Here is a 23,368-nt window from a genome sequence, read left to right as displayed (position 1 = left end):
TTCGGCCAGTTACCCCTGATTTATTCCGTGTTTAGCGATAAGAATAACTTATCTCACCTTGATGTAATTAAATTTCATAAATTACCGTCATTTAGCTGCAGGATAGCGCCTGTTTAAGTCATTTGACGAATGGATAGTTACATGGCTAGATAAAAGACGAAGTTATGCCGGCGACGGTGAAATAAAGTTACAGAAAAATATAAGGGTGTCAGGGGTCATATGAACGAACAATATTCCGCAATGCGAAGTAATGTCAGTATGCTCGGCAAACTGCTCGGGGATACGATAAAGGATGCGCTGGGAGAGAACATCCTCGACCGGGTGGAAACCATCCGCAAACTCTCCAAGTCATCCCGCGCGGGAAATGACGCCGATCGTCAGGAATTGCTGAATACGCTGCAAAACCTGTCGAATGATGAATTGCTGCCGGTAGCGAGAGCATTCAGTCAGTTTCTGAATCTGACCAATACCGCCGAGCAGTACCACACCATCTCACCAAAAGGTGAAGGCGCAAATAATCCTGAGATGCTGGCAAAGGTGTTTGATCGCCTGAAACAGCAACCCGATCTCAGCGAAGAGGCCGTCCGTGAAGCCATTGAGTCGCTGTCACTGGAGCTGGTGCTCACTGCACACCCGACTGAAATCACCCGTCGCACCCTGATTCACAAACTGGTTGAAGTTAATACCTGCCTGAAGCAGCTCGACCATAATGACCTGTCGGATTACGACCGTGGACAGATTATGCGCCGCCTGCGTCAGCTGGTGGCCCAGGCCTGGCACACCGATGAGATCCGTAAATATCGTCCATCGCCGGTCGATGAAGCCAAATGGGGCTTTGCGGTCGTGGAAAATAGCCTGTGGGAAGGTGTCCCCAACTTCCTGCGCGAACTGAATGAGCAGGTCGAAGCCTCCTTTGGTTACAAACTGCCGGTCGACTTTGTGCCGGTGCAGTTTACCTCGTGGATGGGCGGCGATCGCGATGGCAATCCAAATGTCACCGCCGATATTACCCGCCATGTATTGCAGTTAAGCCGCTGGAAAGCCACCGACCTGTTCCTGCGTGATATCGCGGTGCTGGTTTCTGAGCTGTCGATGTCAGAATGTACGCCTGAAGTGCGCAAGCTGTGCGGTAATCCGGAAGCGCTGGAGCCGTACCGTGAAATTATGAAGCATCTGCGCAGCCAGCTGACTAATACCCAGGCTTATCTGGAAGCGCGCCTGAAAGGCGAACGCCTGCCGCGTCCAGCCGATCTGCTGATTTCCAATGATCAGCTGTGGGATCCGCTCTATACCTGTTATCAGTCACTGCAGGCGTGCGGCATGGGTATTATCGCCAACGGCCAGCTGCTGGATACCATGCGTCGCGTGAAATGCTTCGGCGTGCCGCTGGTGCGAATTGATATCCGTCAGGAGAGCACCCGCCATACTGAAGCTATTGCTGAAGTGACGCGTTATCTCGGCCTTGGTGATTACGAAAGCTGGTCAGAAGCGGATAAACAGGCGTTTCTGATCCGCGAACTGAACTCCAAACGTCCGCTGTTGCCACGCCAGTGGGAACCGAGCGCCAATACCCATGAAGTACTGGAGACCTGCCGCGTCGCCGCACAGGCGCCGAAAGGTTCGATTGCCGCCTATGTGATCTCGATGGCGAAGACGCCGTCGGACGTGCTGGCGGTGCATCTGCTGTTAAAAGAAGCCGGTATTCCGTTCGCCATGCCGGTGGCGCCACTGTTTGAAACCCTTGATGACCTGAATAACGCCAACGATGTGATGAGCCAGCTGCTCAGCATTGACTGGTATCGCGGCTTTATCCAGGGCAAACAGATGGTGATGATTGGCTATTCTGACTCGGCAAAAGACGCCGGGGTGATGGCCGCTTCCTGGGCGCAGTATCAGGCGCAGGACGCATTAATCAAAACCTGCGAGAAAGCGGGTATCGCCCTGACGCTGTTCCACGGACGCGGCGGCACTATCGGCCGTGGCGGCGCACCGGCGCAGGCGGCGCTGCTGTCACAGCCGCCGGGCAGCCTGAAAGGTGGTCTGCGTGTCACCGAACAGGGTGAGATGATCCGCTTTAAATACGGGCTGCCGGAAATCACCATTTCCAGTCTGTCGCTGTATACCGGTGCGATTCTGGAAGCAAACCTGCTGCCACCGCCGGAGCCGAAGAAAGAGTGGCGCAGCATTATGGACCAGCTGTCGAGAGTCTCCTGCGATATGTACCGTGGCTATGTCCGCGAAAATGCTGACTTTGTGCCTTATTTCCGTTCGGCGACGCCGGAACAGGAGCTGGGCAAACTGCCGCTCGGTTCACGCCCGGCCAAACGTCGTCCGACCGGCGGCGTTGAGTCACTGCGCGCTATTCCATGGATCTTCGCCTGGACGCAGAACCGTCTGATGCTGCCCGCCTGGCTGGGCGCTGGCGCCGCATTGCAGAAAGCAATGGAGCAGGGTCATCAGGATCAGCTGGAAACCATGTGCCGTGACTGGCCGTTCTTCTCCACCCGTCTTGGCATGCTGGAGATGGTGTTCTCGAAAGCCGATCTGTGGCTGGCGGAATATTACGATCAGCGTCTGGTGGATACCTCACTGTGGCCGCTGGGCAAACAGCTGCGTGATCAGCTGGACTCCGATATCAAAGCGGTGCTGACAATCGCCAATGATTCACATCTGATGGCCGACCAGCCGTGGATTGCGGAATCTATTGCCCTGCGTAACGTCTATACCGACCCGCTGAACGTATTGCAGGCCGAACTGTTGCATCGTTCGCGTCAGCAGGAGCAAAGTGGTGGTGAAGTGGATGCCCGCGTCGAGCAGGCGCTGATGGTGACTATCGCCGGTGTGGCGGCGGGAATGCGTAATACGGGTTAATCTCGTTCAACATCATACGGGCGGCGAGAACGCCGCCCCTACATAATTCTCTGATTACTCTGTAGGGGCGGCGTTTTCGCCGCCCAAGCCGGTCAGACCGCCGCTGTCGGACGCACACCCAGCGTATGACAAATAGCGTAACTCATTTCCGCGCGGTTCAGCGTATAGAAATGGAAATCCTTCACCCCTTCGCGGCTAAGGATCTTCACCATATCCATCGCCACATTGGCGCCGACCATTTTGCGCGTCTCAGGATCATTATCCAGCCCTTCAAACATCGCGGTCATCCAGCCCGGCACACGCACGTTGGTCATGGTGGCAAAACGCTGTAGCTGCTTAAAGTTCGATACCGGCAGAATGCCCGGGACAATTTCGACATCAATACCGGTTGATACGCAGCGGTCACGAAAGCGCAGATAGCTTTCGACATCAAAGAAGAACTGAGTGATTGCGCGACTGGCGCCGGCATCAATTTTACGCTTCAGGTTAATCAGATCCGACTGCGCGCTTTTCGCTTCCGGATGCACTTCCGGGTAAGCCGCGACCGAGATATCAAAGTCACCGACTTCTTTTAACAGCGCCACCAGGTCGGCGCCGTACATTTCCGGCTTGCCGCTGCCCGGCGGCAGGTCACCGCGCAGCGCCACGATATGGCGAATACCGTTGTTCCAGTAATCCTGGGCAATGCTACGCAGTTCATCACGGGAAGCATCGATACAGGTCAGATGCGGTGCCGCCTCAAGGCCGGTGCGATCTTTAATCCCTTTAATAATACTGTGGGTGCGGTCACGCTCGCCGGAGTTAGCGCCATAGGTGACGGAAACGAATTTTGGTTTCAGGCTGCTTAAGCGATCGATAGAGCTCCACAAAGTCTGTTCCATTTCACTGGTGCGCGGCGGGAAAAATTCAAAAGAGACATTAATCTGGCCACTAATCTCTGCCAGGCTCTGATTTAATGCTTCGCGCTGGTTGGCGTGAAAGAAACTCATAACTGCTACCTCATCAATCGCTTTATGTCAGTATGACGGCGTAAGCTGACATCCATACGTTTAGACGTCCAGACACTCAAAATGAACGATTCTGGTTAAATCGTCAACAGAAAAGTGATCAACATGCGTGACAAATTTTCAGCGAAGATGAAAGAAATTCAGGATGGCGCGGCAGATTGAAAAATGGCCAGACAACGTCCGGCCATCAGTGACAGGCAGAGGAAACTACAGCAATTGCGCCAGCCGATTGATATCTGACTGAATTGCGCCAGCGGTCACGTCGCGTCCGGCGCCGGGACCACGAATCACCAGCGGATTATCGCGATACCAGCGGCTTTCGATAGCGAAGACGTTATCGCACGGCAGCAATGACGCCAGCGGATGCTCCGGGCGTACCGCTTCCACGCCGACACGCGCTTTACCGTTAGCATCGAAGCGCGCGACATAGCGCAATACCAGCCCCATCTCCTGCGCTGCTTCTAACCGCTGCACCATCTGGTCGTTTAACACTTCACCATTTTCAAAGAAGTGATCGACCGACTCGCTTTCACAGCCCGCAGGCACCAGCGACTCGACACGCACCTGATCCGGTTCGATGTTATAGCCCGCTTCACGCGCCAGAATCACCAGCTTACGCATCACGTCCTGACCGGAGAGGTCAACGCGCGGATCCGGCTCGGTTAAGCCCTGCTGCCACGCCTGATCCACCAGCTCGGTAAACGGCACCGTGCCATCAAACTGTAAAAACAGCCACGAAAGCGTACCGGAGAAAATACCGCTGATCGCCAGAATGCTGTCGCCGCTTTCGCGCAGATCGCGCACCGTATGGTTAACCGGCAACCCGGCGCCGACAGTGGCGTTATACAGCCAGTGACGGCCGGTTTTGGCAAAAGCATCGCGGATCTGACGGTACGTCTGGCTGTCAGAGGCGCCCGCCACTTTATTGGCGCTAATCACATGGAAACCGTGGCTGGCGAAATCAAGATACTGTCCGGCTAATGGCGCGCTGGCGGTGACATCCAGCACCACCAGATCGTCAAACGGATGCGCGCGCATCCACAAGAACAGCGACTCTTCATCCTGTTCCACCGCTTCATCTTCAAAGAACGCCAGCGCCCGGCTGGCATCCAGCCCGTCATAGCTCAGCAGACTGCGGCGGCTATCCACTACCCCGGTCAGTACAAATTCAAATCCGGTGCGGGCTGAAAGGATTTCATGTTCACGCGCAAACAGCTCCAGCCAGCGCGAACCGATATTGCCTTTGCCAAACAGCACCAGGCCGATTCGTTTTTCTGCACGGAACAGCGACTGATGCAGGCCCTGGATCAGATGCCCGGTAGGGCCAACGCGCAATACCGCCACCAGGCTGATACTGTCCTCTGACTGCCAGATAAACTCTACCGGCTGGTCTTTAATCTGCTGCCAGAAACGGTGGCTGTGCAGTGGATTACGGCTGACGCCTGCGCCGACCAGCGCCACCAGCGCCAGACCGTCGCGCAGCTGCAGGTGGCCCGGCAAACCGGCATCCTGCAAAATATCCAGCGCACTGTTAACCACTTCCGAGGTATAGCACAGCTGCAACAGGTTCCGATCCGGATGCACACCGGTCGCCAGAGGACGCACCTGCGCGCGTTTCAGCAGCAGGTCGATCTGTTTATGCAGACTGGTGAAATCATGGGATGGCGGCACCTGAAACTCAATCAGGCAGACATCATCATGGCTGGTGACAATACGTGCGCCAGTACCGGAAGCCAGTACGCGTTCAATACGGGTGGAACCCTGCTCGGGCTGATAGCTACAGCGCAGTTGCAGATCGATATCGCTGCCGGAAACCGGCTGCAGGGTGCGGGTATGCAGTACCGGCGCGGCTAAACGCGCCAGTTCACTGGCTTCATCAAGACGCAGTAACGGCAGCAGGCAGGCATCTTTCACTTTGCGCGGGTCAGCGCTGTACACCCCGGCGACATCACTCCAGATGGTGACGCGGGAGGCACCAGCCAGCGCGCCAATCTGCGTGGCGGAGTAGTCGGAACCATTACGACCCAGCAACACGGTCTCACCCGCTTCATTGCGGCAGATAAAACCGGTCACCACCAGCCGCTTATGCGGATGCTGCGCCATCAGCTGTTGCAGCAGTGGCCAGGATTTCCCCTCATCCACCTGCGGCTGCGCGGCGCGTTCGGCACGCAGAAAATCGCGGGCATCCAGCCAGCCCGCTTCCATATCGCGCTGATTAAGCACCGCCGCCATTAACCGTGCCGACCATACTTCACCGTGGCCCACAACTTCGGCATACACCGCATCGCTGATTTTGCCATCCAGCAACGCCGCCAGCTTTTCCAGATCGTGAATAAATTCGGCAACCATCGGTTCGGCAAATTCAGCAGGCAGCAGGCCGGTAATCAGTTCCGTTTGATAACGACGCAGCGCCTGTTGCACCTGATGAGCCGACAGCCGATCGTTCTGGCTGAGTTTCAGCCAGCTAATCAGCTGATTGGTGGTGCTACCGGCGGCCGAGACCACCATCAGATCGCCCGGCTGGCTGTAATCCGCCATAATCCCGGCCACGCGCTGATAACATTTGGCATCGGCCAGACTGCTGCCGCCAAATTTATGCAACTGCCGCGTGTTGTGCGTCCCTGCTACTGCTGAAATACTCATGATTACCTCTCGGCCGCTACCCGGAATGCATTATCCAGATCGGCTATTAAATCTTCGTGATCCTCAATGCCAACAGAAATACGCAGCAGCGACTCTGAAATTCCCGCTTCGGCCCGCGCCTCCGCCGACATACCCGCATGGGTCATGGTGGCCGTGTGGGAAATCAGACTTTCCACGCCGCCCAGCGATTCTGCCAGGGTAAAGAGTTCCAGCGCTTTCAGGAAGCGGCGAATTCTCTGCTCATCGCCATCCAGCTCAAAACTCAGCATCGCGCCGAAGCCACGCTGCTGACGTACTGCGTATTGATGGCCGACATTTTCCGGCAGTGAAGGATGATACAACTTTTTCACTAAAGGTTGTTGCTTCAGGTAATCAACAATTGCCAGCGCATTGCGCTGCGCCGCCGCCATACGCGGCGCCAGAGTGCGCATACCACGCAGCAGCAGGTAACTGTCGAATGCCCCGCCGGTAACACCGATATTATTTGCCCACCATGCCAGTTCGGTGGCCATTGCGGCCTCTTTCGCCACCACCGCGCCAGCCACCACATCTGAGTGGCCATTAAGGTATTTGGTGCAGGAGTGAAGCACTAAATCAGCGCCCAGCGCCAGCGGGTTTTGCAGCGCCGGACTGAGGAAAGTGTTATCCACTACGCTGATGGCGCCGGCATCACGCGCCGCCTTACAGATTGCCGCAATATCCACCACCCGCAGCAGCGGGTTGCTTGGGCTTTCAATCAGCACCAGCTTCGGTTTTTCCGCCAGCGCCGCCTGCAATGCCGCCGCGTCATTCTGGTCGACAAACTTAACGCGATACGCGCCACGCTTACTCAGACTGTCGAACAGGCGATAGCTGCCGCCATAGCAGTCATGTGGGGCGACCAGCAGATCGCCAGGTTTCAGGAACACCGTACACACCAGATGAATCGCCGACATACCGGTATTGGTCATCACCGCGCCCGCTCCACCTTCCAGCTCCGCCAGCGCACGCTGCACCACATCACGCGTCGGGTTGCCGCGACGGGAATAGTCATGGGCGCGTGGCTGGTTGAAGTCGGTAAAGTTATAAGTACTGGAGAGATGAATCGGTGGGACAACGCAGCCATATTGCTCGTCATCATTCAAACCGCTACGTACTGCGATAGTTGCCTGTTTACGCGTCATGGTGCTCACTGTTCCTGACTAAAATAAGAAGAGTGACAGGATAGCATCATGGTAATAGACGTCAATACATCTGGACATCTAAATGTCTTTGCGTATAGATTGAGCAAAGACACAATACCCGTTAATATTACGCGGTATATTTGCCCCACCCGCCTCCCTGCTGACATTTATTAGTGAGAAGCGGCAAGATCGGGCATAATTAGCCGATTTCCGGCAACTCCACATTCAAATGATAATGATTAAGGTAACCCATGGCTGAATGGAACGGCGAATATATCAGCCCTTACGCTGAGCACGGTAAGAAGAGCGAGCAGGTTAAGAAGATTACAGTTTCTATTCCGCTGAAAGTTCTGAAGATTTTGACCGATGAGCGTACGCGCCGTCAGGTAAATAACTTACGTCACGCGACCAATAGCGAATTGCTGTGCGAAGCGTTTCTGCACGCATTTACCGGTCAGCCGTTGCCGGATGATGTCGATCTGCGCAAAGAACGTAGCGATGAAATTCCCGAAGAAGCAAAAGCCATTATGCGGGAAATGGGTGTCGATCCCGATACCTGGGAATATTAATCCTCTTTCCGTACTATACGGGCGGCCATCTTTTTCACGCAGATGGCCGCCCGTGGCTTTTCTGGCGCTGAATGTCAGCCATAAAAAAACCCGCCATGGCGGGTTTTTTCTTATTAATAAAACCGCAGTGGTTTTATTAAGCTTTGCTGCCTGGGATGCTGAAACGCTTGTTGAAGCGGTCAACACGGCCACCGCTAGCAACGTCACGCTGCTTACCGGTGTAGAACGGGTGACATTTGCCACAAACGTCCAGGTTCAGATCGCGACCGACAGTAGAGCCGATTGTGATTTCGTTACCGCAAGAACATTTAGCAGTAACTTCAGTATATTTAGGGTGAATACCTTTTTTCATGGGAAAACCTCAGTTAAGGCCGCGTCGCTCTCCCGTGCCAGGAAAATTCCTGCACCGGCACCACACGAAGATTAAAAAAATTAGGTGTCATTGATACTAAAACACGGTATCAAAGGCGGCGAACTATACAGAAAGTCGCCAGCGCCTGCAATCGAATCCGCACATTGCAGGCCACACAGTGTACACTATCTCGTCATTTTTTTCATCCGGATGAATTCATGCCCGTTGTTCAGGTCGCGCTGCCCGTACCCCTTGCCCGTAATTTTGACTATCTGCTGCCCGATCACCTCCATGCGGTGGTGGGCGGACGCGTGAGCGTACCTTTTGGGAAACGCAAAGCGACCGGCATTGTGGTCGGCATCAGCGAAAGCAGCGACTTTCCTGTCGACCAGTTAAAAGCGGTGCATGAGGTTCTCGATCGGCAATCCCTGTTCCCGCCTTCCCTGTGGCGCATTCTGCTGTGGGCGGCTGACTATTATCATTTTCCGCTGGGCGAAGTGTTATTCCATGCCATTCCGGTGCTGCTGCGTCAGGGGAAGCCGGCGCAGGAAGCGCCGTTGTGGCAATGGTTTATCAGCGAACTGGGACGTGAAACCGCCCCTGAAAGCCTGAAGCGCGCGCCGAAACAGCAACAGGCATTAGCCGCGCTGCGCCAGCGTCCGATTTACCGCCATGAAGTCACGCAGCAGGAGATTACCGACGCCACCCTGCAGGCGATGCGCGCCAAAGGTTTATGCGAGCTGCGTGAGCATCAACGCGCCGCGGAAGACTGGCGCACTCACTTTGCGGTAAAAGGTGAGCGCCTGCGGCTTAATACCGAACAGGCCACCGCCGTCGGCGCCATACGCAGCGAAGACGACCACTTTGCCGCCTGGTTACTGGCCGGGATTACCGGCTCCGGTAAAACCGAGGTCTATCTCAGCATTCTGGAGAATGTGCTGGCCAGCGGTCGTCAGGCGCTGATTATGGTGCCGGAAATTGGCCTGACGCCGCAAACCATCGCCCGCTTTCGCGAACGCTTTGACGCGCCGATCGACGTGCTGCACTCAGCGCTGAACGACAGCGAGCGCATGGCGGTGTGGTTACGCGCGCGCAGCGGTGAAACCGCCATTGTGATTGGCACCCGCTCCTCACTGTTTACACCCTTCGCCCGACTGGGAGTCATCGTGATCGATGAAGAGCATGACAGCTCGTATAAACAGCAGGAGGGCTGGCGCTATCAGGCGCGCGATCTGGCGGTGTTCCGCGCGCGCGAAGAGGACATCCCGATAGTGATGGGTTCAGCGACTCCGGCGCTGGAGACGCTGCAAAATGTGCAGATGGGTAAATATCGTCAGCTGAATCTGAGTAAACGCGCCGGGAATGCCCGGCAGGCCACTCAACAACTGATTGATCTAAAAGGTGTGAAACTGGAAGGCGGCCTGTCGCCAGCGCTGATCCAGAAAATTCGCCAGCATCTGCAGGCCGATAACCAGGTTTTACTGTTTCTGAATCGCCGCGGCTTCTCGCCGGCGCTGCTGTGCCACGAGTGTGGCTGGATTGCCGAATGCCAGCGCTGCGATCACTACTACACGCTGCATCAGAACCAGCGCCAGCTGCGCTGCCACCACTGCGACAGCCAGCGCCCGGTGCCGCATCAGTGCCCGCAATGCGGTTCAACCCATCTGGTGCCGGTCGGTCTTGGCACAGAACAGCTGGAGCATAATCTGGCGGCGCTGTTCCCCACTACCCCGCTGTCGCGTATCGACCGTGATACCACCAGCCGTAAAGGGGCGCTGGAGCAGCATCTGAATGAAGTGCATCGCGGCGGCGCGCGCATTCTGATCGGCACCCAGATGCTGGCGAAAGGTCACCACTTCCCCGATGTCACGCTGGTGTCACTGCTCGATGTTGATGGCGCGCTGTTTTCTGCCGACTTCCGCTCTGCCGAACGCTTTGCTCAGCTCTATACTCAGGTCGCCGGACGTGCCGGGCGCGCCGGAAAACAGGGCGAGGTGCTGTTACAGACGCACCATCCGGATCATCCGCTGCTGCAAACCTTACTGCACCAGGGTTATGACGCCTTTGCCCAACAGACGCTGCAGGAGCGTAAAACGGTGTTTTTACCGCCCTTTACCAGCCATGTGCTGATCCGCGCTGAAGATCACGACAATCAACAGGCATCCGCCTTCCTGCATCAGCTGCGGAATCTGTTTGAGGCCAGCCCGTTAAAAGATGAGGCGTTATGGGCAATGGGGCCGGTACCGGCGCTGCTGGCGAAACGTAGCGGACGCTATCGCTGGCAGCTGCTATTGCAACACCCTTCACGGGCGCTGTTGCAGCGTTTGCTGAAAAGCAGTTTACCACTGGTCAGCACCTTGCCGCTGGCGCGCAAGGTGAAATGGACACTCGATGTGGATCCCACTGAAAGCTGATGAATGACTGACGACGACAACAGTTGTGCGAGCAGGATCGAAAAAAGTCGCACAAGTCACACTTTTTATGCAAATTAAGTAACAGCACCCGGCGCAATCTGTTAAGAATGAGATGACCATCAGCTAATGGCCGCAGAAAGTGGCGATGAAAATCTAAAGAAAATTCAGTTGGTCAGGCCAGCTTCGCTGGCGTGAGGAGAAAAGTGTTGGAGCAGAATCAACAGACAACGGCAGCCACCATGAAAGACGTGGCTGAAAGAGCAGGCGTATCAACGGCCACCGTGTCACGCGCACTGATGAACCCGGAGAAGGTTTCAGTCGCAACGCGACAGAAAGTGGAGCAGGCGGTGATTGACGTCGGCTACTCGCCACATGCGCTGGCGCGCAACGCCAGACGTAGCGAATCACGCACCATCCTGGTTATTGTGCCGGACATCTGCGATCCCTTTTTCAGCGAAATTATTCGCGGCATTGAAGTGACTGCCGCGCAGGAAAACTATCTGGTGCTGATTGGCGACTGCGCCCATCAGAATCAGCAGGAAACCTCATTTTTAAATCTGATGCTGACGCGGCAAATCGATGGCATGGTGCTGCTCGGCTCGCAGGTACCCTTTGATACCGGAATAGAAGAGCAACGCAATCTGCCGCCGATGGTGATGGCCAATGAGTTTGCACCGGAACTGGAACTGCCAACGGTGCATATCGACAACCTCACCGCTGCGTTTGAAGCCGTTAATCATCTGCATCAGCTGGGTCATCGCCGTATCGCCTGTATTGCCGGGCCAGAAGAGATGCCGCTGTGCCACTATCGCTTGCAGGGTTATATCCAGGCGCTGCGGCGTAATGGCCTGCCGGTAGAGCCGGAATATATTGTGCGCGGCGATTTTACTTTTGAAGCCGGCGCCAGGGCGCTGAAGCAGCTGATGGCTCTGCCGCAGCCACCCGATGCGCTGTTCTGCCATAGCGACATTATGGCGCTGGGCGCGATGTCGCAGGCCAAAAGCAGCGGCCTGCATGTACCGCAGGATCTGTCGCTGGTAGGCTTTGACGACATCGAACTGGCTCGTTACAGTGACCCGCAACTGACCACTGTCGCGCAACCGCGTTTTAATATTGGTCGTGAAGCGATGCTATTGTTACTGGAACAGCTGCAGGGAAAAGTGGTCAGCAATGGCTCCCGTTTGCTTGATTTTGAACTAAAAATCCGCGGCAGCAGCGCACGCGCCACCCGGCATAAGTAGCCGGAAATTTTCCTGATACGGTGAGATTCAGCCGATTCCTGGGTGACTCACTGCTGGTCAAACTTCCAGCCCTTGAGTAACATGTCCGGCTAATCGCCAGGCTCATAAAGTGCTGACTTTTCGCACGCATTGCAAATTTTTGCCCGGCGTGCCTTTTCTTATTTGATATTAGCGGAACGATAGTGGCACAAAAAGATTATGTAGGCCGCGGGCGTTCGACAGGGACGCGTCGCAAAAAACCCACCGGCCGCAGCAAAAAACGCAGCAGTGGTTCAGGTGTTTCCAAATTTATGGTGGTACTGGCAGTCGCGGTATTGATCGCTTTTATCGGTGTGCTGTGGTTTCTCGCTCACCACAAGAAAGACGATACGCCGGTTATCCCTAACCACAAAGCCGCAGGTAATGGCTTGCCGCCAAAACCGGAAGAGCGCTGGCGCTACATTAAAGAGCTGGAAAATCGTCAGATTGGCGTGCCGTCACCGACAGAACCTTCTGCTGGTGGCGAAGTGCATTCCCAGACTCAGCTGACTGACGAGCAGCGCCAGCTGCTGGAGCAGATGCAGGCCGATATGCGCCAGCAGCCGACGCAGCTAAACGAAGTACCGTGGAATGAACAGACTCCGGCGCAACGTCAGCAGACGATTCAGCATCAACAGCAGCAACAACAGGTTCAGCAACAGCAGCAGCGGATGTTGCAGCAAAACCAGTTGCAGCAGCAGTCACGTATGCCGCAACAGCAGACCCAGCCCGCCGCACCGATCACCCGCGAGCCGGCACGCCAGGCGCCGCCTGCGCAGGCCAGCAAACCGCAGGAAACGGTGAAAGCGAAAGAGAAAGAAGAGAAACCGAAGGCGCAAAGCTGGATGGTACAGTGTGGTTCCTTTAAAGGCACCGATCAGGCCGAATCCGTGCGTGCGGCGCTGGCGTTTGAAGGCTTCGAAAGCCGGATTACCACCGGCGGCGGCTGGAATCGCGTGGTCGTGGGACCGTATAACAATCGCGCCAGTGCCGACAGCACCCTGAAGCGTCTGCGCAGTTCTGGCCACTCAAACTGCATTCCCCTCGCCATCGGGGGTTGAAACCCGCCAAACTCGCCCCATATCTTGTTGCATAATGCCCCGTACCTTGTGTGCGGGGACATCTTCCGACTGCAACAAGGGGTCTGCCCGTGACAACAATAGTAAGTGTACGACGCAACGGCCAGGTAGTGATTGGCGGCGATGGCCAGGCTACTCTCGGCAATACCGTGATGAAAGGCAATGTTAAAAAAGTGCGTCGTCTCTACAACGACAAGGTGATCGCCGGATTTGCTGGCGGCACTGCAGATGCCTTTACCCTGTTTGAACTTTTTGAACGTAAACTGGAAATGCACCAGGGTCATCTGGTTAAAGCCGCTGTGGAACTGGCGAAAGACTGGCGTACCGACCGTATGCTGCGCAAGCTGGAAGCCCTGCTGGCTGTCGCCGACGAAAACGCCTCGCTGATTATCACCGGTAACGGTGACGTGATTCAGCCCGAAAACGATCTTATTGCCATCGGTTCAGGTGGTCCTTACGCTCAGGCAGCCGCGCGCGCGCTGCTGGAAAATACCGATATTGGCGCACGCGATATCGTGGAAAAAGCGTTGGGCATTGCAGGTGATATCTGCATCTACACCAACCATAATCTCACCATTGAAGAACTTCCGTCCAAAGCGTAAGGATCCTAATTATGTCTGAAATGACTCCGCGCGAAATCGTCAGCGAACTAAATCGATTTATCATTGGCCAGGACGGCGCGAAAAAAGCCGTGGCTATCGCCCTGCGCAACCGCTGGCGCCGCATGCAACTGGACGAAGAATTACGGCATGAAGTCACGCCAAAAAATATTCTGATGATCGGTCCAACCGGCGTCGGTAAAACCGAAATCGCCCGTCGTCTTGCCAAGCTGGCGCATGCGCCTTTTATCAAAGTTGAAGCGACCAAATTCACCGAAGTGGGCTATGTCGGGAAAGAAGTGGATTCAATTATCCGCGATCTGACTGACGCCGCACTGAAAATGGTGCGGATGACCGCCATCGATAAAAACCGCTATCGTGCTGAAGAGATGGCCGAAGAGCGCATTCTTGACGTTCTGATCCCTCCAGCGAAAAACAACTGGGGTCAGGCCGAAGCAGCAGCAGAACCTTCTGCAGCGCGCCAGTCGTTCCGTAAAAAGCTGCGTGAAGGCCAGCTGGACGACAAAGAGATTGAGATCGATCTCGCCGCCTCCTCAATGGGCGTAGAGATTATGGCGCCTCCAGGCATGGAGGAGATGACCAATCAGTTGCAGTCGATGTTCCAGAATCTGGGCGGCCAGAAGCAGAAACCGCGTAAGCTGAAGATCAAAGAAGCGATGAAGCTGCTGATCGAAGAAGAAGCGGCGAAACTGGTTAACCCGGAAGAGCTGAAGCAGGAAGCGATCGAGGCCGTCGAGCAGCACGGTATCGTGTTTATCGATGAGATCGACAAAATCTGTAAACGCGGTGAGTCTTCCGGTCCGGATGTGTCGCGTGAAGGCGTACAGCGCGACCTGCTGCCGCTGGTGGAAGGTTGTACCGTATCGACTAAACATGGCATGGTGAAAACTGACCATATTCTGTTTATCGCCTCCGGTGCCTTCCAGGTGGCCAAGCCTTCTGATTTGATTCCGGAACTGCAGGGTCGTCTGCCAATTCGTGTTGAGCTACAGGCGCTGACGGTTAATGACTTTGAACGCATTCTGACTGAGCCTAACGCTTCCATCTCCGTGCAGTACAAAGCGCTGATGGGCACCGAAGGGGTCACAGTTGACTTTACCGAAGACGGTATCCGTCGTATCGCTGAAGCAGCATGGCAGGTTAACGAATCCACCGAGAATATCGGTGCGCGTCGCCTGCATACCGTGCTGGAGCGTCTGATGGAAGATATCTCCTATGACGCCAGCGATCGTCAGGGTGAATCCATCACCATTGATGCAGCCTATGTGGGTAAACATCTGGATGTGCTGATTGCTGACGAAGATCTCAGCCGCTTTATTCTGTAATCGTTCGCACGGGCGGCGACAACGCCGCCCCTACGTGGTTTGTAGGGGAGCCGTTAACGGCTCCCGTTTCACCGACGAATCCCCTGCCAATCCCCTTCTTTATTGACGAAGATTAATTTTTCCCCTCCTGCCTCCACGTACACTGCCGGTAAGCGTTCAATCCGTATCTGCGACCATCCGGTGAAATCTATGGAAAATATTCAACTGGCGCCACGTCTCACGGCCTCGCGCGCCTGGCTGGAAAGCTTGCGACTGCGTACGCTGCCGCTGGCCTTTGCTTCGATTATCAACGGTTCGGCGCTGGCTTACTGGCAGGGACATTTTACCCCTGGCATCGCGTTGCTTACCCTGCTGACCACCGCCCTGCTGCAAATTCTGTCTAACCTGGCTAACGATTACGGCGATGCGCAGAAAGGTAGCGATACCCCGCAACGTATTGGCCCGTTGCGTGGCATGCAGAAAGGCGCTATCAGTCCGTTACAGATGCGTTCGGCATTAGTGTTAACGGCGGTAATCACGATATTCTCCGGCATAGCGCTGGTGGTGCTGGCCTGCACCACCCTCAGCGATATGCTGGGCTTTATTGCGCTTGGCGGGCTGGCGATGGCGGCAGCGATTGCCTATACCGTCGGTAAGAAGCCGTATGGCTATCTCGGCCTCGGCGATCTGTCGGTGCTGATCTTTTTCGGCTGGCTGGGCGTCAATGGCAGCCAGTATCTGCAAACCCACAATCTGAACCTGATTGATCTGCTGCCAGCGACCGCCTGTGGTTTACTGGCGGCGGCGGTACTGAATGTAAATAATCTGCGTGATATCGACAGCGACCGCCAGAATGGCAAGTTTACGCTGGCGGTACGCCTCGGCCCGGTTAACGCGCGCTGCTACCATGCCGGATTATTATCCTGCGCGCTGCTGTGCTTCGCCTTTTTTGCCCTGTTCGCTTCACAAACCGCTGGTAGCTGGTTGTTTCTGTTAGCAGCACCACTGATTTACCAGCAAACGCGCTATATCCTGCGGGAAACCAGCCCACTGGCGATGCGTCCAATGCTGGAGAAGACGGTAAAGATGGCGCTGCTGGTCAATGTACTGTTCGCGCTGGGCCTGATACTGAGTTAACGCCAGGTGACAAATGTCCCTGATTTCTGACAATTGATGATTTTGCCAACATCAGCCAATAAGCGATATACTTAGCGCTCCTGTGGCAAACAGACGAAACTCCTATGAAATACGATACTTCCGAACTCTGCGACATCTATCATGAAGAAGTGAATGTTGTGGAACCGCTATTTTCGAACTTTGGTGGCCGCACCTCCTTTGGTGGGCAGATCATCACAGTGAAATGTTTCGAGGACAACGGGCTGCTGTACGATCTGCTGGAAGAGAACGGCCGCGGGCGTATATTGCTGATTGATGGCGGCGGTTCCGTCCGTCGCGCACTGGTTGATGCTGCGCTGGCGCGTCTGGCGGTGCAAAACGAGTGGGAAGGCATTGTGGTCTATGGCTCGGTGCGCCAGGTCGACGATCTGGAAGAGCTGGATATTGGTATTCAGGCGATTGCCGCGATTCCGGTGGGTGCGGCGGGTGAAGGCATTGGTGAGAGCGACATCCGGGTTAACTTCGGCGGCGTCACCTTCTTCTCCGGTGATCATCTGTATGCCGATAATACCGGTATGATCCTCTCTGAAGATCCACTGGATATCGAGTAGCCTTTCATACAAAGCAAAACGGGCGCCTGCGGCGCCCGTTCTAATTTCTGTCATTGCGCGCCGATCAGACTTCTTCCATCTTTCCCAGCAATGCACGCAGACGATCCTGCCACACATGCTGCTCTTCTTTCAGCTGCTGGTTTTCGCGCACCAGTGATTCGGTGTTGCCCGAAACCTGATTCACTTCCTGCTTCAGCGTACTGTTTTGCTCTTTCAGCTCTTCAATTTCCATCTGCAGCAGGGTGATGGTATCAATCGCCTGCTGGACTTTCGCTTCCAGTTTCTCGAACACTTCAAATGACATCTTTATAACCTCTCCTTAATCGCAAGGCGTTGATGATGCTAGCCGCTGACTGTGAGGTTTATCGAAAACTCCGCGGATAGCAACGATTCCCCGATTGTATGTAGCCTGTCACCCCAAGTCCAGCAACGAACCTGCGCAGAGTGCAGTCTGTAACAATTTTCAGCTTATGCTTAAAACTGGTAGGTAAGAGTAGCGCTTTGGCTTTTTCAGCACCAAACAACCGTATTGAAACTTTTTTAACCACTTTTATGATGCTTTTGGAAAACCAAAAGACGCGAAAGCGCGCATTTTTATGACGTAGTACACAGTTTTTGATTTCGCTATTTCTCGATTATGCTCGTTAACGATAAATTTACATCAGCCCTACATTAGATCGGGGTGACTGATGAATGAAAACAAAGAACGACAACATTTAACCTCGCCTTCAGGAATTTCACTATGAGCCAGACAGCAACAAGTTCGCTTAAAGGTCAGTGCATCGCCGAGTTTCTCGGCACCGGTTTAATTATTTTCTTTGGTGCTGGCTGTGTTGCCGCGCTGAAACTGGCTGGCGCCAGTTTTGGTCAGTGGGAAATCAGTATCATCTGGGGCCTTGGCGTCTCCATGGCGATCTATATGAGCTCGGCGATTTCCGGCGCTCACCTTAACCCGGCGGTTACCGTCGCGCTGTGGCTGTTCGCCTGCTTTGAACGCCGTAAGGTCCTGCCTTATATCGTCGCCCAGGTCGCCGGCGCCTTCTGTGCAGCAGCGCTGGTCTATGGTCTTTACTACAATCTGTTTATCGATTTCGAACAAACGCACCAGATGGTACGCGGCAGCACGGAAAGCCTCGACCTTGCCGGCATCTTCTCCACCTATCCGAACCCGCATATCGGTGTCGGTCAGGCGTTCCTGGTGGAAATGGTGATTACCGCCGTACTGATGGCGCTGATTATGGCGCTGACCGATGACGGCAACGGCATCCCGCGTGGTCCACTGGCGCCGCTGCTGATTGGCCTGCTGATTGCGATAATCGGCGCATCCATGGGTCCACTGACCGGCTTTGCGCTGAATCCGGCCCGTGACTTCGGACCTAAAGTCTTCGCCTGGTTAGCAGGCTGGGGTGAAGTGGCCTTCACTGGCGCACGTGACATCCCTTACTTCCTGGTTCCGATTTTTGGACCATTAGTCGGCGCATGCCTGGGCGCATTCGGATATCGTGCCTTGATTGGTCGTCACCTGCCATGCGATGTTTGCATTGATGATGACGAGAAAGCAGAAAAGCCCGTCGCGCGCACTGAACAACGTAAAGCGTAATTGTGCTCATCCTTTACACCATCAGGAATTGAATTATGACTACAGAAAAAAAATACATCGTTGCCATTGACCAGGGCACCACCAGCTCTCGTGCAGTCATACTGGATCATGATGCCAATATTGTCGCCGTATCACAGCGCGAGTTTCAGCAAATCTATCCTAAAGCTGGCTGGGTTGAGCACGACCCGATGGAAATCTGGGCCTCCCAAAGCTCAACCTTAGTGGAAGTGCTGGCGAAAGCAGATATCAGCTCCGACCAAATCGCCGCTATTGGTATCACCAACCAGCGTGAAACCGCGATTGTCTGGGACAAAGAGACCGGCAAGCCCATCTATAACGCGATTGTCTGGCAATGCCCGCGTACCGCCGACTATTGCGAAAAGCTGAAGAAAGAGGGCCTGGAAGAGTATATCCGCCACACTACCGGGCTGGTAATCAACCCCTACTTCTCCGGCACTAAAGTGAAGTGGATCCTCGATCATGTCGAAGGCGCACGTGAGCGCGCAAAACGTGGTGAACTGCTGTTCGGTACCGTCGACACCTGGCTGGTGTGGAAAATGACCCAGGGACGGGTGCATATCACCGACTACACCAACGCATCCCGTACCATGATGTTCAATATCCACAAGCTGGAATGGGATCAGCGCATGCTGGATATTCTGGATATTCCGCGCGAAATGTTGCCAGAAGTACGCAAATCTTCCGAAGTGTATGGACAGACCAACATCGGCGGTAAAGGCGGCACGCGTATTCCTATCGCCGGTATCGCCGGTGACCAGCAGGCAGCGCTGTATGGCCAGCTGTGCGTCAGCACCGGCATGGCGAAGAATACCTACGGCACCGGCTGCTTTATGCTGATGAACACCGGCACCGAGGCTGTGACCTCAACTCACGGCCTGCTGACCACCATCGCCTGCGGTCCGCGCGGCGAAGTGAACTATGCACTGGAAGGTGCGGTGTTTATCGGTGGCGCCGCGATTCAGTGGCTGCGTGACGAGATGAAGATGATCAGCGAGTCTGAAGATTCCGAATATTTCGCCACCAAGGTGAAAGATACTAATGGCGTGTACGTAGTGCCGGCCTTTACCGGTCTGGGCGCGCCATACTGGGATCCGTATGCACGTGGCGCCATCTTCGGTCTGACGCGCGGCGCCAATGCCAACCATATTATTCGCGCCACACTGGAATCTATCGCCTACCAGACGCGAGATGTTCTGGAAGCAATGCAGGCCGATGCCGGTACGCGTTTGCAGTCTTTACGCGTCGATGGTGGTGCGGTTGCCAATAACTTCCTGATGCAGTTCCAGTCCGATATCCTGGGCACCCGTGTTGAGCGTCCGGAAGTTCGTGAAGTCACCGCACTGGGTTCCGCTTACCTCGCGGGTCTGGCTGTTGGCTTCTGGAAGGATCTGGATGAAGTGCGTTCTAAAGCCGTGATTGAGCGCGAATTCCGCCCGAGCATTGAAACTACCGAACGTAACTATCGTTACGCTGGCTGGGTGAAAGCGGTGGCGCGCGCTAAAGCATGGGAAGATCACGAAGATTAATCCTGTTGTGGGCGGCGATAACGCCGCCCCTACAATATATTTCATGTTCCCCCGCAATGACGGCGTTATCGCCGCCCGTGTCAATGATTTGCACTGTCCCATTTCCCAGGGGCAAAGTGTATCTGTGATAAACTCTTCGCCTCATCTACTCCCCGAGGCAAATCATGAAACGAGAACTCGCCATTGAATTTTCACGTGTTACCGAAGCTGCCGCGCTGGCTGGTTATAAGTGGTTAGGACGCGGAGATAAAAATACCGCCGATGGCGCCGCCGTGCATGCCATGCGCATCACGCTGAACAAAGTCGATATTGACGGGCAGATCGTGATTGGCGAAGGGGAAATTGATGAAGCACCGATGCTGTATATCGGTGAAAAGGTCGGCACCGGCAAGGGCGATGCGGTAGATATCGCCGTCGACCCGATCGAAGGCACGCGTATGACGGCAATGGGTCAGGCCAATGCGCTGGCGGTACTGGCGGTCGGCGATAAAGGCACATTCCTGCACGCACCTGATATGTATATGGAAAAGCTGATTGTCGGACCAGCCGCCAAAGGCTGTATCGATCTGAATCTGCCGCTGGCGGAGAATTTACAGCGTATTGCCTCCGCGCTCGGCAAGCCGCTCAACACTCTGACCGTCACCATTCTGGCAAAACCGCGTCACGATGAGATTATTCGTCAGATGCAGCAGCTGGGGGTGCGCGTTTTCGCTATCCCTGATGGCGACGTTGCCGCCTCGATTCTTACTTGTATGCCGGACAGTGAAGTTGACGTGCTGTATGGCATTGGCGGTGCGCCGGAAGGTGTGGTGTCCGCAGCGGTGATTCGCGCGCTGGATGGCGATATGCAGGGCCGTTTACTGGCGCGTCATGTGGTCAAAGGCGATAATCAGGAGAATCGCCGCATTGGCGAACAGGAACTGGCGCGCTGTCAGCAAATGGGCATTACGGCAGGTGAAGTACTGCAACTGGATGAGATGGCGCGTAACGATAACGTTATTTTTTCCGCCACCGGCATCACCAGTGGCGATCTGCTAAAAGGCATCACCCGCAACGGCAATATGGCGACCACCGAAACCCTGCTGATTCGCGGAAAATCACGCACCATTCGCCGCATTCAGTCGATCCACTACCTTGACCGTAAAGATGCCGACCTGCATCAATATATTTTGTAATCTATAGTACTACGTCCAGATTGTGCTTAATGGCGGGGCAAATTTGTCGATACGAGCTTTGCCGCAGGTTGGGGGGTGGAAAAAACCCCGCAGCCTGGCGAAGATGACAGCAGACGAAAATAGCGAGCTAAAATCAACCATTAAGGAGTTTTCATGGCTGAGTGGATCACCGGAAAAGTGACCAAAGTGACTAACTGGACCGATAGTTTGTTCAGTATCACCGTGCATGCACCCGTGGCGGCGTTTAATGCTGGTCAGTACGCCAAGCTGGCGCTGGAAGTTGACGGCGAACGTGTGCAGCGCGCTTACTCCTATGTAAATGCTCCCAGTGATAAAAACCTCGAGTTCTATCTGGTCACCGTGCCGGAAGGCAAACTTAGCCCGCGCCTGTTTGCGCTGAGGCCAGGCGATGAACTGATGATTACCAAAGATGCCGCCGGCTTTTTTGTTCTCGACGAGATCCCCGAATGCGAAACCCTGTGGATGCTGGCCACCGGCACTGCCATTGGCCCTTACCTGTCGATTTTGCAGGAAGGCAAAGATCTGGATCGCTTTCGCCATATTGTACTGGTGCACGCCGCGCGCTTTGCCGCCGACCTCAGTTATCTGCCACTGATGCAGCAGCTACAGCAACGCTATAACGGCAAACTACAGATTCAGACGGTCGTCAGCCGCGAAGAGGTTGCCGGTTCACTGACGGGCCGCGTACCGGCGCTGATTGAGAGTGGCCAGCTGGAGCAGGCCGTTAACCTGAAAATCGATGCGGAAACCAGTCACATTATGCTGTGTGGTAATCCGCAGATGGTGCGGGACACCCAGCAGTTGCTGAAAGATACCCGTCAGATGCGTAAACATCTGCGGCGTAAACCTGGTCATATGACCAGTGAGCATTACTGGTAATCCGCTTTCCTGAGGTAATTTACCGGCTGCGCGGCACTGCCGAAGCGGTTGTCACCGGCGGTGCCGGTAATGACCCCCAGTTCAAGCAGCATCATGATAAAGATCAGCGTGGGGATAAAACGGCCTGATATCCAGTGCCAGCTTTCACCCAGCACTGCCCAGTTGCCCGCCAGCAGTATCCACGCCACAATTACCAGTAGCGCCCAGTAACCTTTTTTATTGCGGTCATGCAAACGCTTCACCATCACCGCACTCGATGGCCACAGCAGGCACACCACGCCAAACGCCGCCATCTGCGTATCCAGCCAGCCATTACCCGCCAGACTGAACAGCAGCACCATTGCGATCAGCCACACAGCCTGCCAGATCCAGAAGTCACGGCGTCCCAGACGACCGCGGTAAGAAAAGCACCATTGTTGTAGAGTCATGCATCCGTCCCGGAAAAAGCATCAATAAAAGGCCGCAGCTTTTGACTTTGGCGGGTAAAAACCGTTCTAATCGTTGGCTGAGTTTACTGGTTAGGGTCAACAAAATGAAGAAAGCGCGTGGCATGGCATTAATAATAGGATGTTTACTGTGGCAAACCGCCTGGGCGGATCCCGAGCCGCAGGATCGCGCTGAACATATGCCTGCCGCCCCCTACCTGCTGGCGGGTGCGCCCACTTTCGATATGACCATCGCGCAGTTTCGTGAAAAGTATAATCTTGCCAATCCTGAGTTACCGATTAGTGAATACCGCGCCATCGATAATCGCGATGACAAAAGCAATCTGACCCGCGCCGCCAGTAAAATTAACGAAAACCTGTATGCTTCCACCGCGCTGGAACACGGCACCGGAAAAATCAAAACGTTGCAGATTACCTGGCTGCCGATTCAGGGTGCGGAAGAGAAGAGCGCTCATGAAAAAGCGCTGGCTTATATGACCGCCATGATGCGCTTTTTTGTGCCGGGAATTTCCGCCGAAGAAGCCACTAAGCGCATGAATAATTTACTGAATAAAGGTAAAGGATCGCGTTATTTTACCCAGACGGAGGGTGCTCTGCGCTTTGTGGTGGCGGATAATGGTGAAAAGGGCCTGACCTTTGCCATTGAGCCGATAAAACTCTCGCTGGCAACCCCTTAACAGCACAGGCAAAGA

20 protein-coding genes are annotated in these 23,368 nt (G+C 54.9%); 14 read left to right on the top strand and 6 right to left on the bottom strand.

Annotated features, from left to right (window positions below; all coding sequences use genetic code 11):
- Positions 1 to 219 precede the first annotated feature (219 nt).
- Positions 220 to 2,871, top strand: a complete 2,652-nt coding sequence (gene ppc, locus J2125_RS11895; RefSeq protein WP_017800697.1) for a phosphoenolpyruvate carboxylase — start codon at positions 220 to 222, stop codon at positions 2,869 to 2,871.
- Between the two features lie 92 nt (positions 2,872 to 2,963).
- Here ppc and metF read toward each other — a convergent pair whose 3' ends face one another.
- From metF to metB, 3 genes are all read right to left on the bottom strand, one after another.
- A complete protein-coding gene (gene metF, locus J2125_RS11890) occupies positions 2,964 to 3,860 on the bottom strand; it encodes a methylenetetrahydrofolate reductase (protein ID WP_017801518.1) in 897 nt (298 codons plus the stop codon).
- A gap of 225 nt (positions 3,861 to 4,085) precedes the next feature.
- On the bottom strand, positions 4,086 to 6,521 hold the full coding sequence (locus tag J2125_RS11885; protein WP_026111750.1) for a bifunctional aspartate kinase/homoserine dehydrogenase II: 2,436 nt from the start codon (positions 6,519 to 6,521) through the stop codon (positions 4,086 to 4,088).
- Positions 6,522 to 6,523: 2 nt separating this feature from the next.
- Positions 6,524 to 7,684, bottom strand: a complete 1,161-nt coding sequence (metB, locus tag J2125_RS11880) for a cystathionine gamma-synthase (RefSeq protein WP_017801520.1) — start codon at positions 7,682 to 7,684, stop codon at positions 6,524 to 6,526.
- 251 nt (positions 7,685 to 7,935) lie between these two features.
- Here metB and metJ point away from each other — a divergent pair, with 251 nt between their 5' ends.
- Positions 7,936 to 8,253 (top strand): met regulon transcriptional regulator MetJ, encoded by a 318-nt coding sequence (gene metJ, locus J2125_RS11875; protein ID WP_013200201.1) that lies wholly within the window; start codon positions 7,936 to 7,938, stop codon positions 8,251 to 8,253.
- Between the two features lie 136 nt (positions 8,254 to 8,389).
- Here the strand turns inward: metJ and rpmE are convergent, their stop codons facing one another.
- On the bottom strand, positions 8,390 to 8,605 hold the full coding sequence (gene rpmE / locus J2125_RS11870) for a 50S ribosomal protein L31 (RefSeq protein ID WP_071590511.1): 216 nt from the start codon (positions 8,603 to 8,605) through the stop codon (positions 8,390 to 8,392).
- A gap of 218 nt (positions 8,606 to 8,823) precedes the next feature.
- Between rpmE and priA the strand changes: the two genes are divergently transcribed.
- The 7 genes from priA to rraA all read left to right on the top strand — a co-directional run bounded on the left by priA (position 8,824) and on the right by rraA (position 17,008).
- The gene (gene priA, locus J2125_RS11865) at positions 8,824 to 11,019 is read left to right on the top strand and encodes a primosomal protein N' (protein WP_017801522.1); all 2,196 of its coding nucleotides are present in this window, start codon (positions 8,824 to 8,826) and stop codon (positions 11,017 to 11,019) included.
- 206 nt (positions 11,020 to 11,225) lie between these two features.
- Positions 11,226 to 12,260, top strand: a complete 1,035-nt coding sequence (gene cytR / locus J2125_RS11860; protein WP_026111751.1) for a DNA-binding transcriptional regulator CytR — start codon at positions 11,226 to 11,228, stop codon at positions 12,258 to 12,260.
- 182 nt (positions 12,261 to 12,442) lie between these two features.
- On the top strand, positions 12,443 to 13,339 hold the full coding sequence (gene ftsN, locus J2125_RS11855) for a cell division protein FtsN (protein WP_017801524.1): 897 nt from the start codon (positions 12,443 to 12,445) through the stop codon (positions 13,337 to 13,339).
- Between the two features lie 89 nt (positions 13,340 to 13,428).
- Entirely contained in the window at positions 13,429 to 13,959 is a 531-nt protein-coding gene (gene hslV / locus J2125_RS11850; protein WP_004154863.1) for an ATP-dependent protease subunit HslV, read from the top strand.
- 11 nt (positions 13,960 to 13,970) lie between these two features.
- Positions 13,971 to 15,302, top strand: a complete 1,332-nt coding sequence (gene hslU / locus J2125_RS11845; RefSeq protein ID WP_017801526.1) for an HslU--HslV peptidase ATPase subunit — start codon at positions 13,971 to 13,973, stop codon at positions 15,300 to 15,302.
- Positions 15,303 to 15,491: 189 nt separating this feature from the next.
- Positions 15,492 to 16,418 (top strand): 1,4-dihydroxy-2-naphthoate polyprenyltransferase, encoded by a 927-nt coding sequence (locus tag J2125_RS11840; protein WP_017801527.1) that lies wholly within the window; start codon positions 15,492 to 15,494, stop codon positions 16,416 to 16,418.
- A 104-nt stretch (positions 16,419 to 16,522) separates the two neighbouring features.
- On the top strand, positions 16,523 to 17,008 hold the full coding sequence (rraA, locus tag J2125_RS11835) for a ribonuclease E activity regulator RraA (protein WP_017801528.1): 486 nt from the start codon (positions 16,523 to 16,525) through the stop codon (positions 17,006 to 17,008).
- Positions 17,009 to 17,072: 64 nt separating this feature from the next.
- On the opposite strand, the gene zapB is transcribed toward rraA, so the two are convergent.
- Complete coding sequence (gene zapB, locus J2125_RS11830; protein WP_017801529.1) at positions 17,073 to 17,312, bottom strand: cell division protein ZapB; 240 nt, start codon at positions 17,310 to 17,312, stop codon at positions 17,073 to 17,075.
- 438 nt (positions 17,313 to 17,750) lie between these two features.
- Between zapB and J2125_RS11825 the strand changes: the two genes are divergently transcribed.
- The 4 genes from J2125_RS11825 to fpr all read left to right on the top strand — a co-directional run bounded on the left by J2125_RS11825 (position 17,751) and on the right by fpr (position 22,230).
- The gene (locus J2125_RS11825) at positions 17,751 to 18,608 is read left to right on the top strand and encodes an MIP/aquaporin family protein (protein ID WP_017801530.1); all 858 of its coding nucleotides are present in this window, start codon (positions 17,751 to 17,753) and stop codon (positions 18,606 to 18,608) included.
- Positions 18,609 to 18,643: 35 nt separating this feature from the next.
- Positions 18,644 to 20,155: a glycerol kinase GlpK gene (glpK, locus tag J2125_RS11820; protein WP_017801531.1), complete on the top strand. Its 1,512-nt coding sequence runs from the start codon at positions 18,644 to 18,646 to the stop codon at positions 20,153 to 20,155.
- Positions 20,156 to 20,319: 164 nt separating this feature from the next.
- Entirely contained in the window at positions 20,320 to 21,330 is a 1,011-nt protein-coding gene (gene glpX / locus J2125_RS11815) for a class II fructose-bisphosphatase (protein ID WP_017801532.1), read from the top strand.
- A gap of 153 nt (positions 21,331 to 21,483) precedes the next feature.
- On the top strand, positions 21,484 to 22,230 hold the full coding sequence (gene fpr, locus J2125_RS11810; RefSeq protein ID WP_017801533.1) for a ferredoxin--NADP(+) reductase: 747 nt from the start codon (positions 21,484 to 21,486) through the stop codon (positions 22,228 to 22,230).
- Here fpr and J2125_RS11805 read toward each other — a convergent pair.
- Complete coding sequence (locus J2125_RS11805; protein WP_017801534.1) at positions 22,221 to 22,658, bottom strand: DUF805 domain-containing protein; 438 nt, start codon at positions 22,656 to 22,658, stop codon at positions 22,221 to 22,223. The two genes, fpr and J2125_RS11805, sit on opposite strands and share 10 nt — an antisense overlap.
- A 104-nt stretch (positions 22,659 to 22,762) precedes the next feature.
- Here J2125_RS11805 and J2125_RS11800 point away from each other — a divergent pair, with 104 nt between their 5' ends.
- Positions 22,763 to 23,353, top strand: a complete 591-nt coding sequence (locus tag J2125_RS11800) for a YiiQ family protein (protein ID WP_040462469.1) — start codon at positions 22,763 to 22,765, stop codon at positions 23,351 to 23,353.
- Positions 23,354 to 23,368: the final 15 nt, after the last annotated feature.

This window comes from Winslowiella toletana (assembly GCF_017875465.1).
GTDB lineage: Bacteria > Pseudomonadota > Gammaproteobacteria > Enterobacterales > Enterobacteriaceae > Erwinia > Erwinia toletana.
This window is presented reverse-complemented; position numbering and strand designations above follow the sequence as displayed.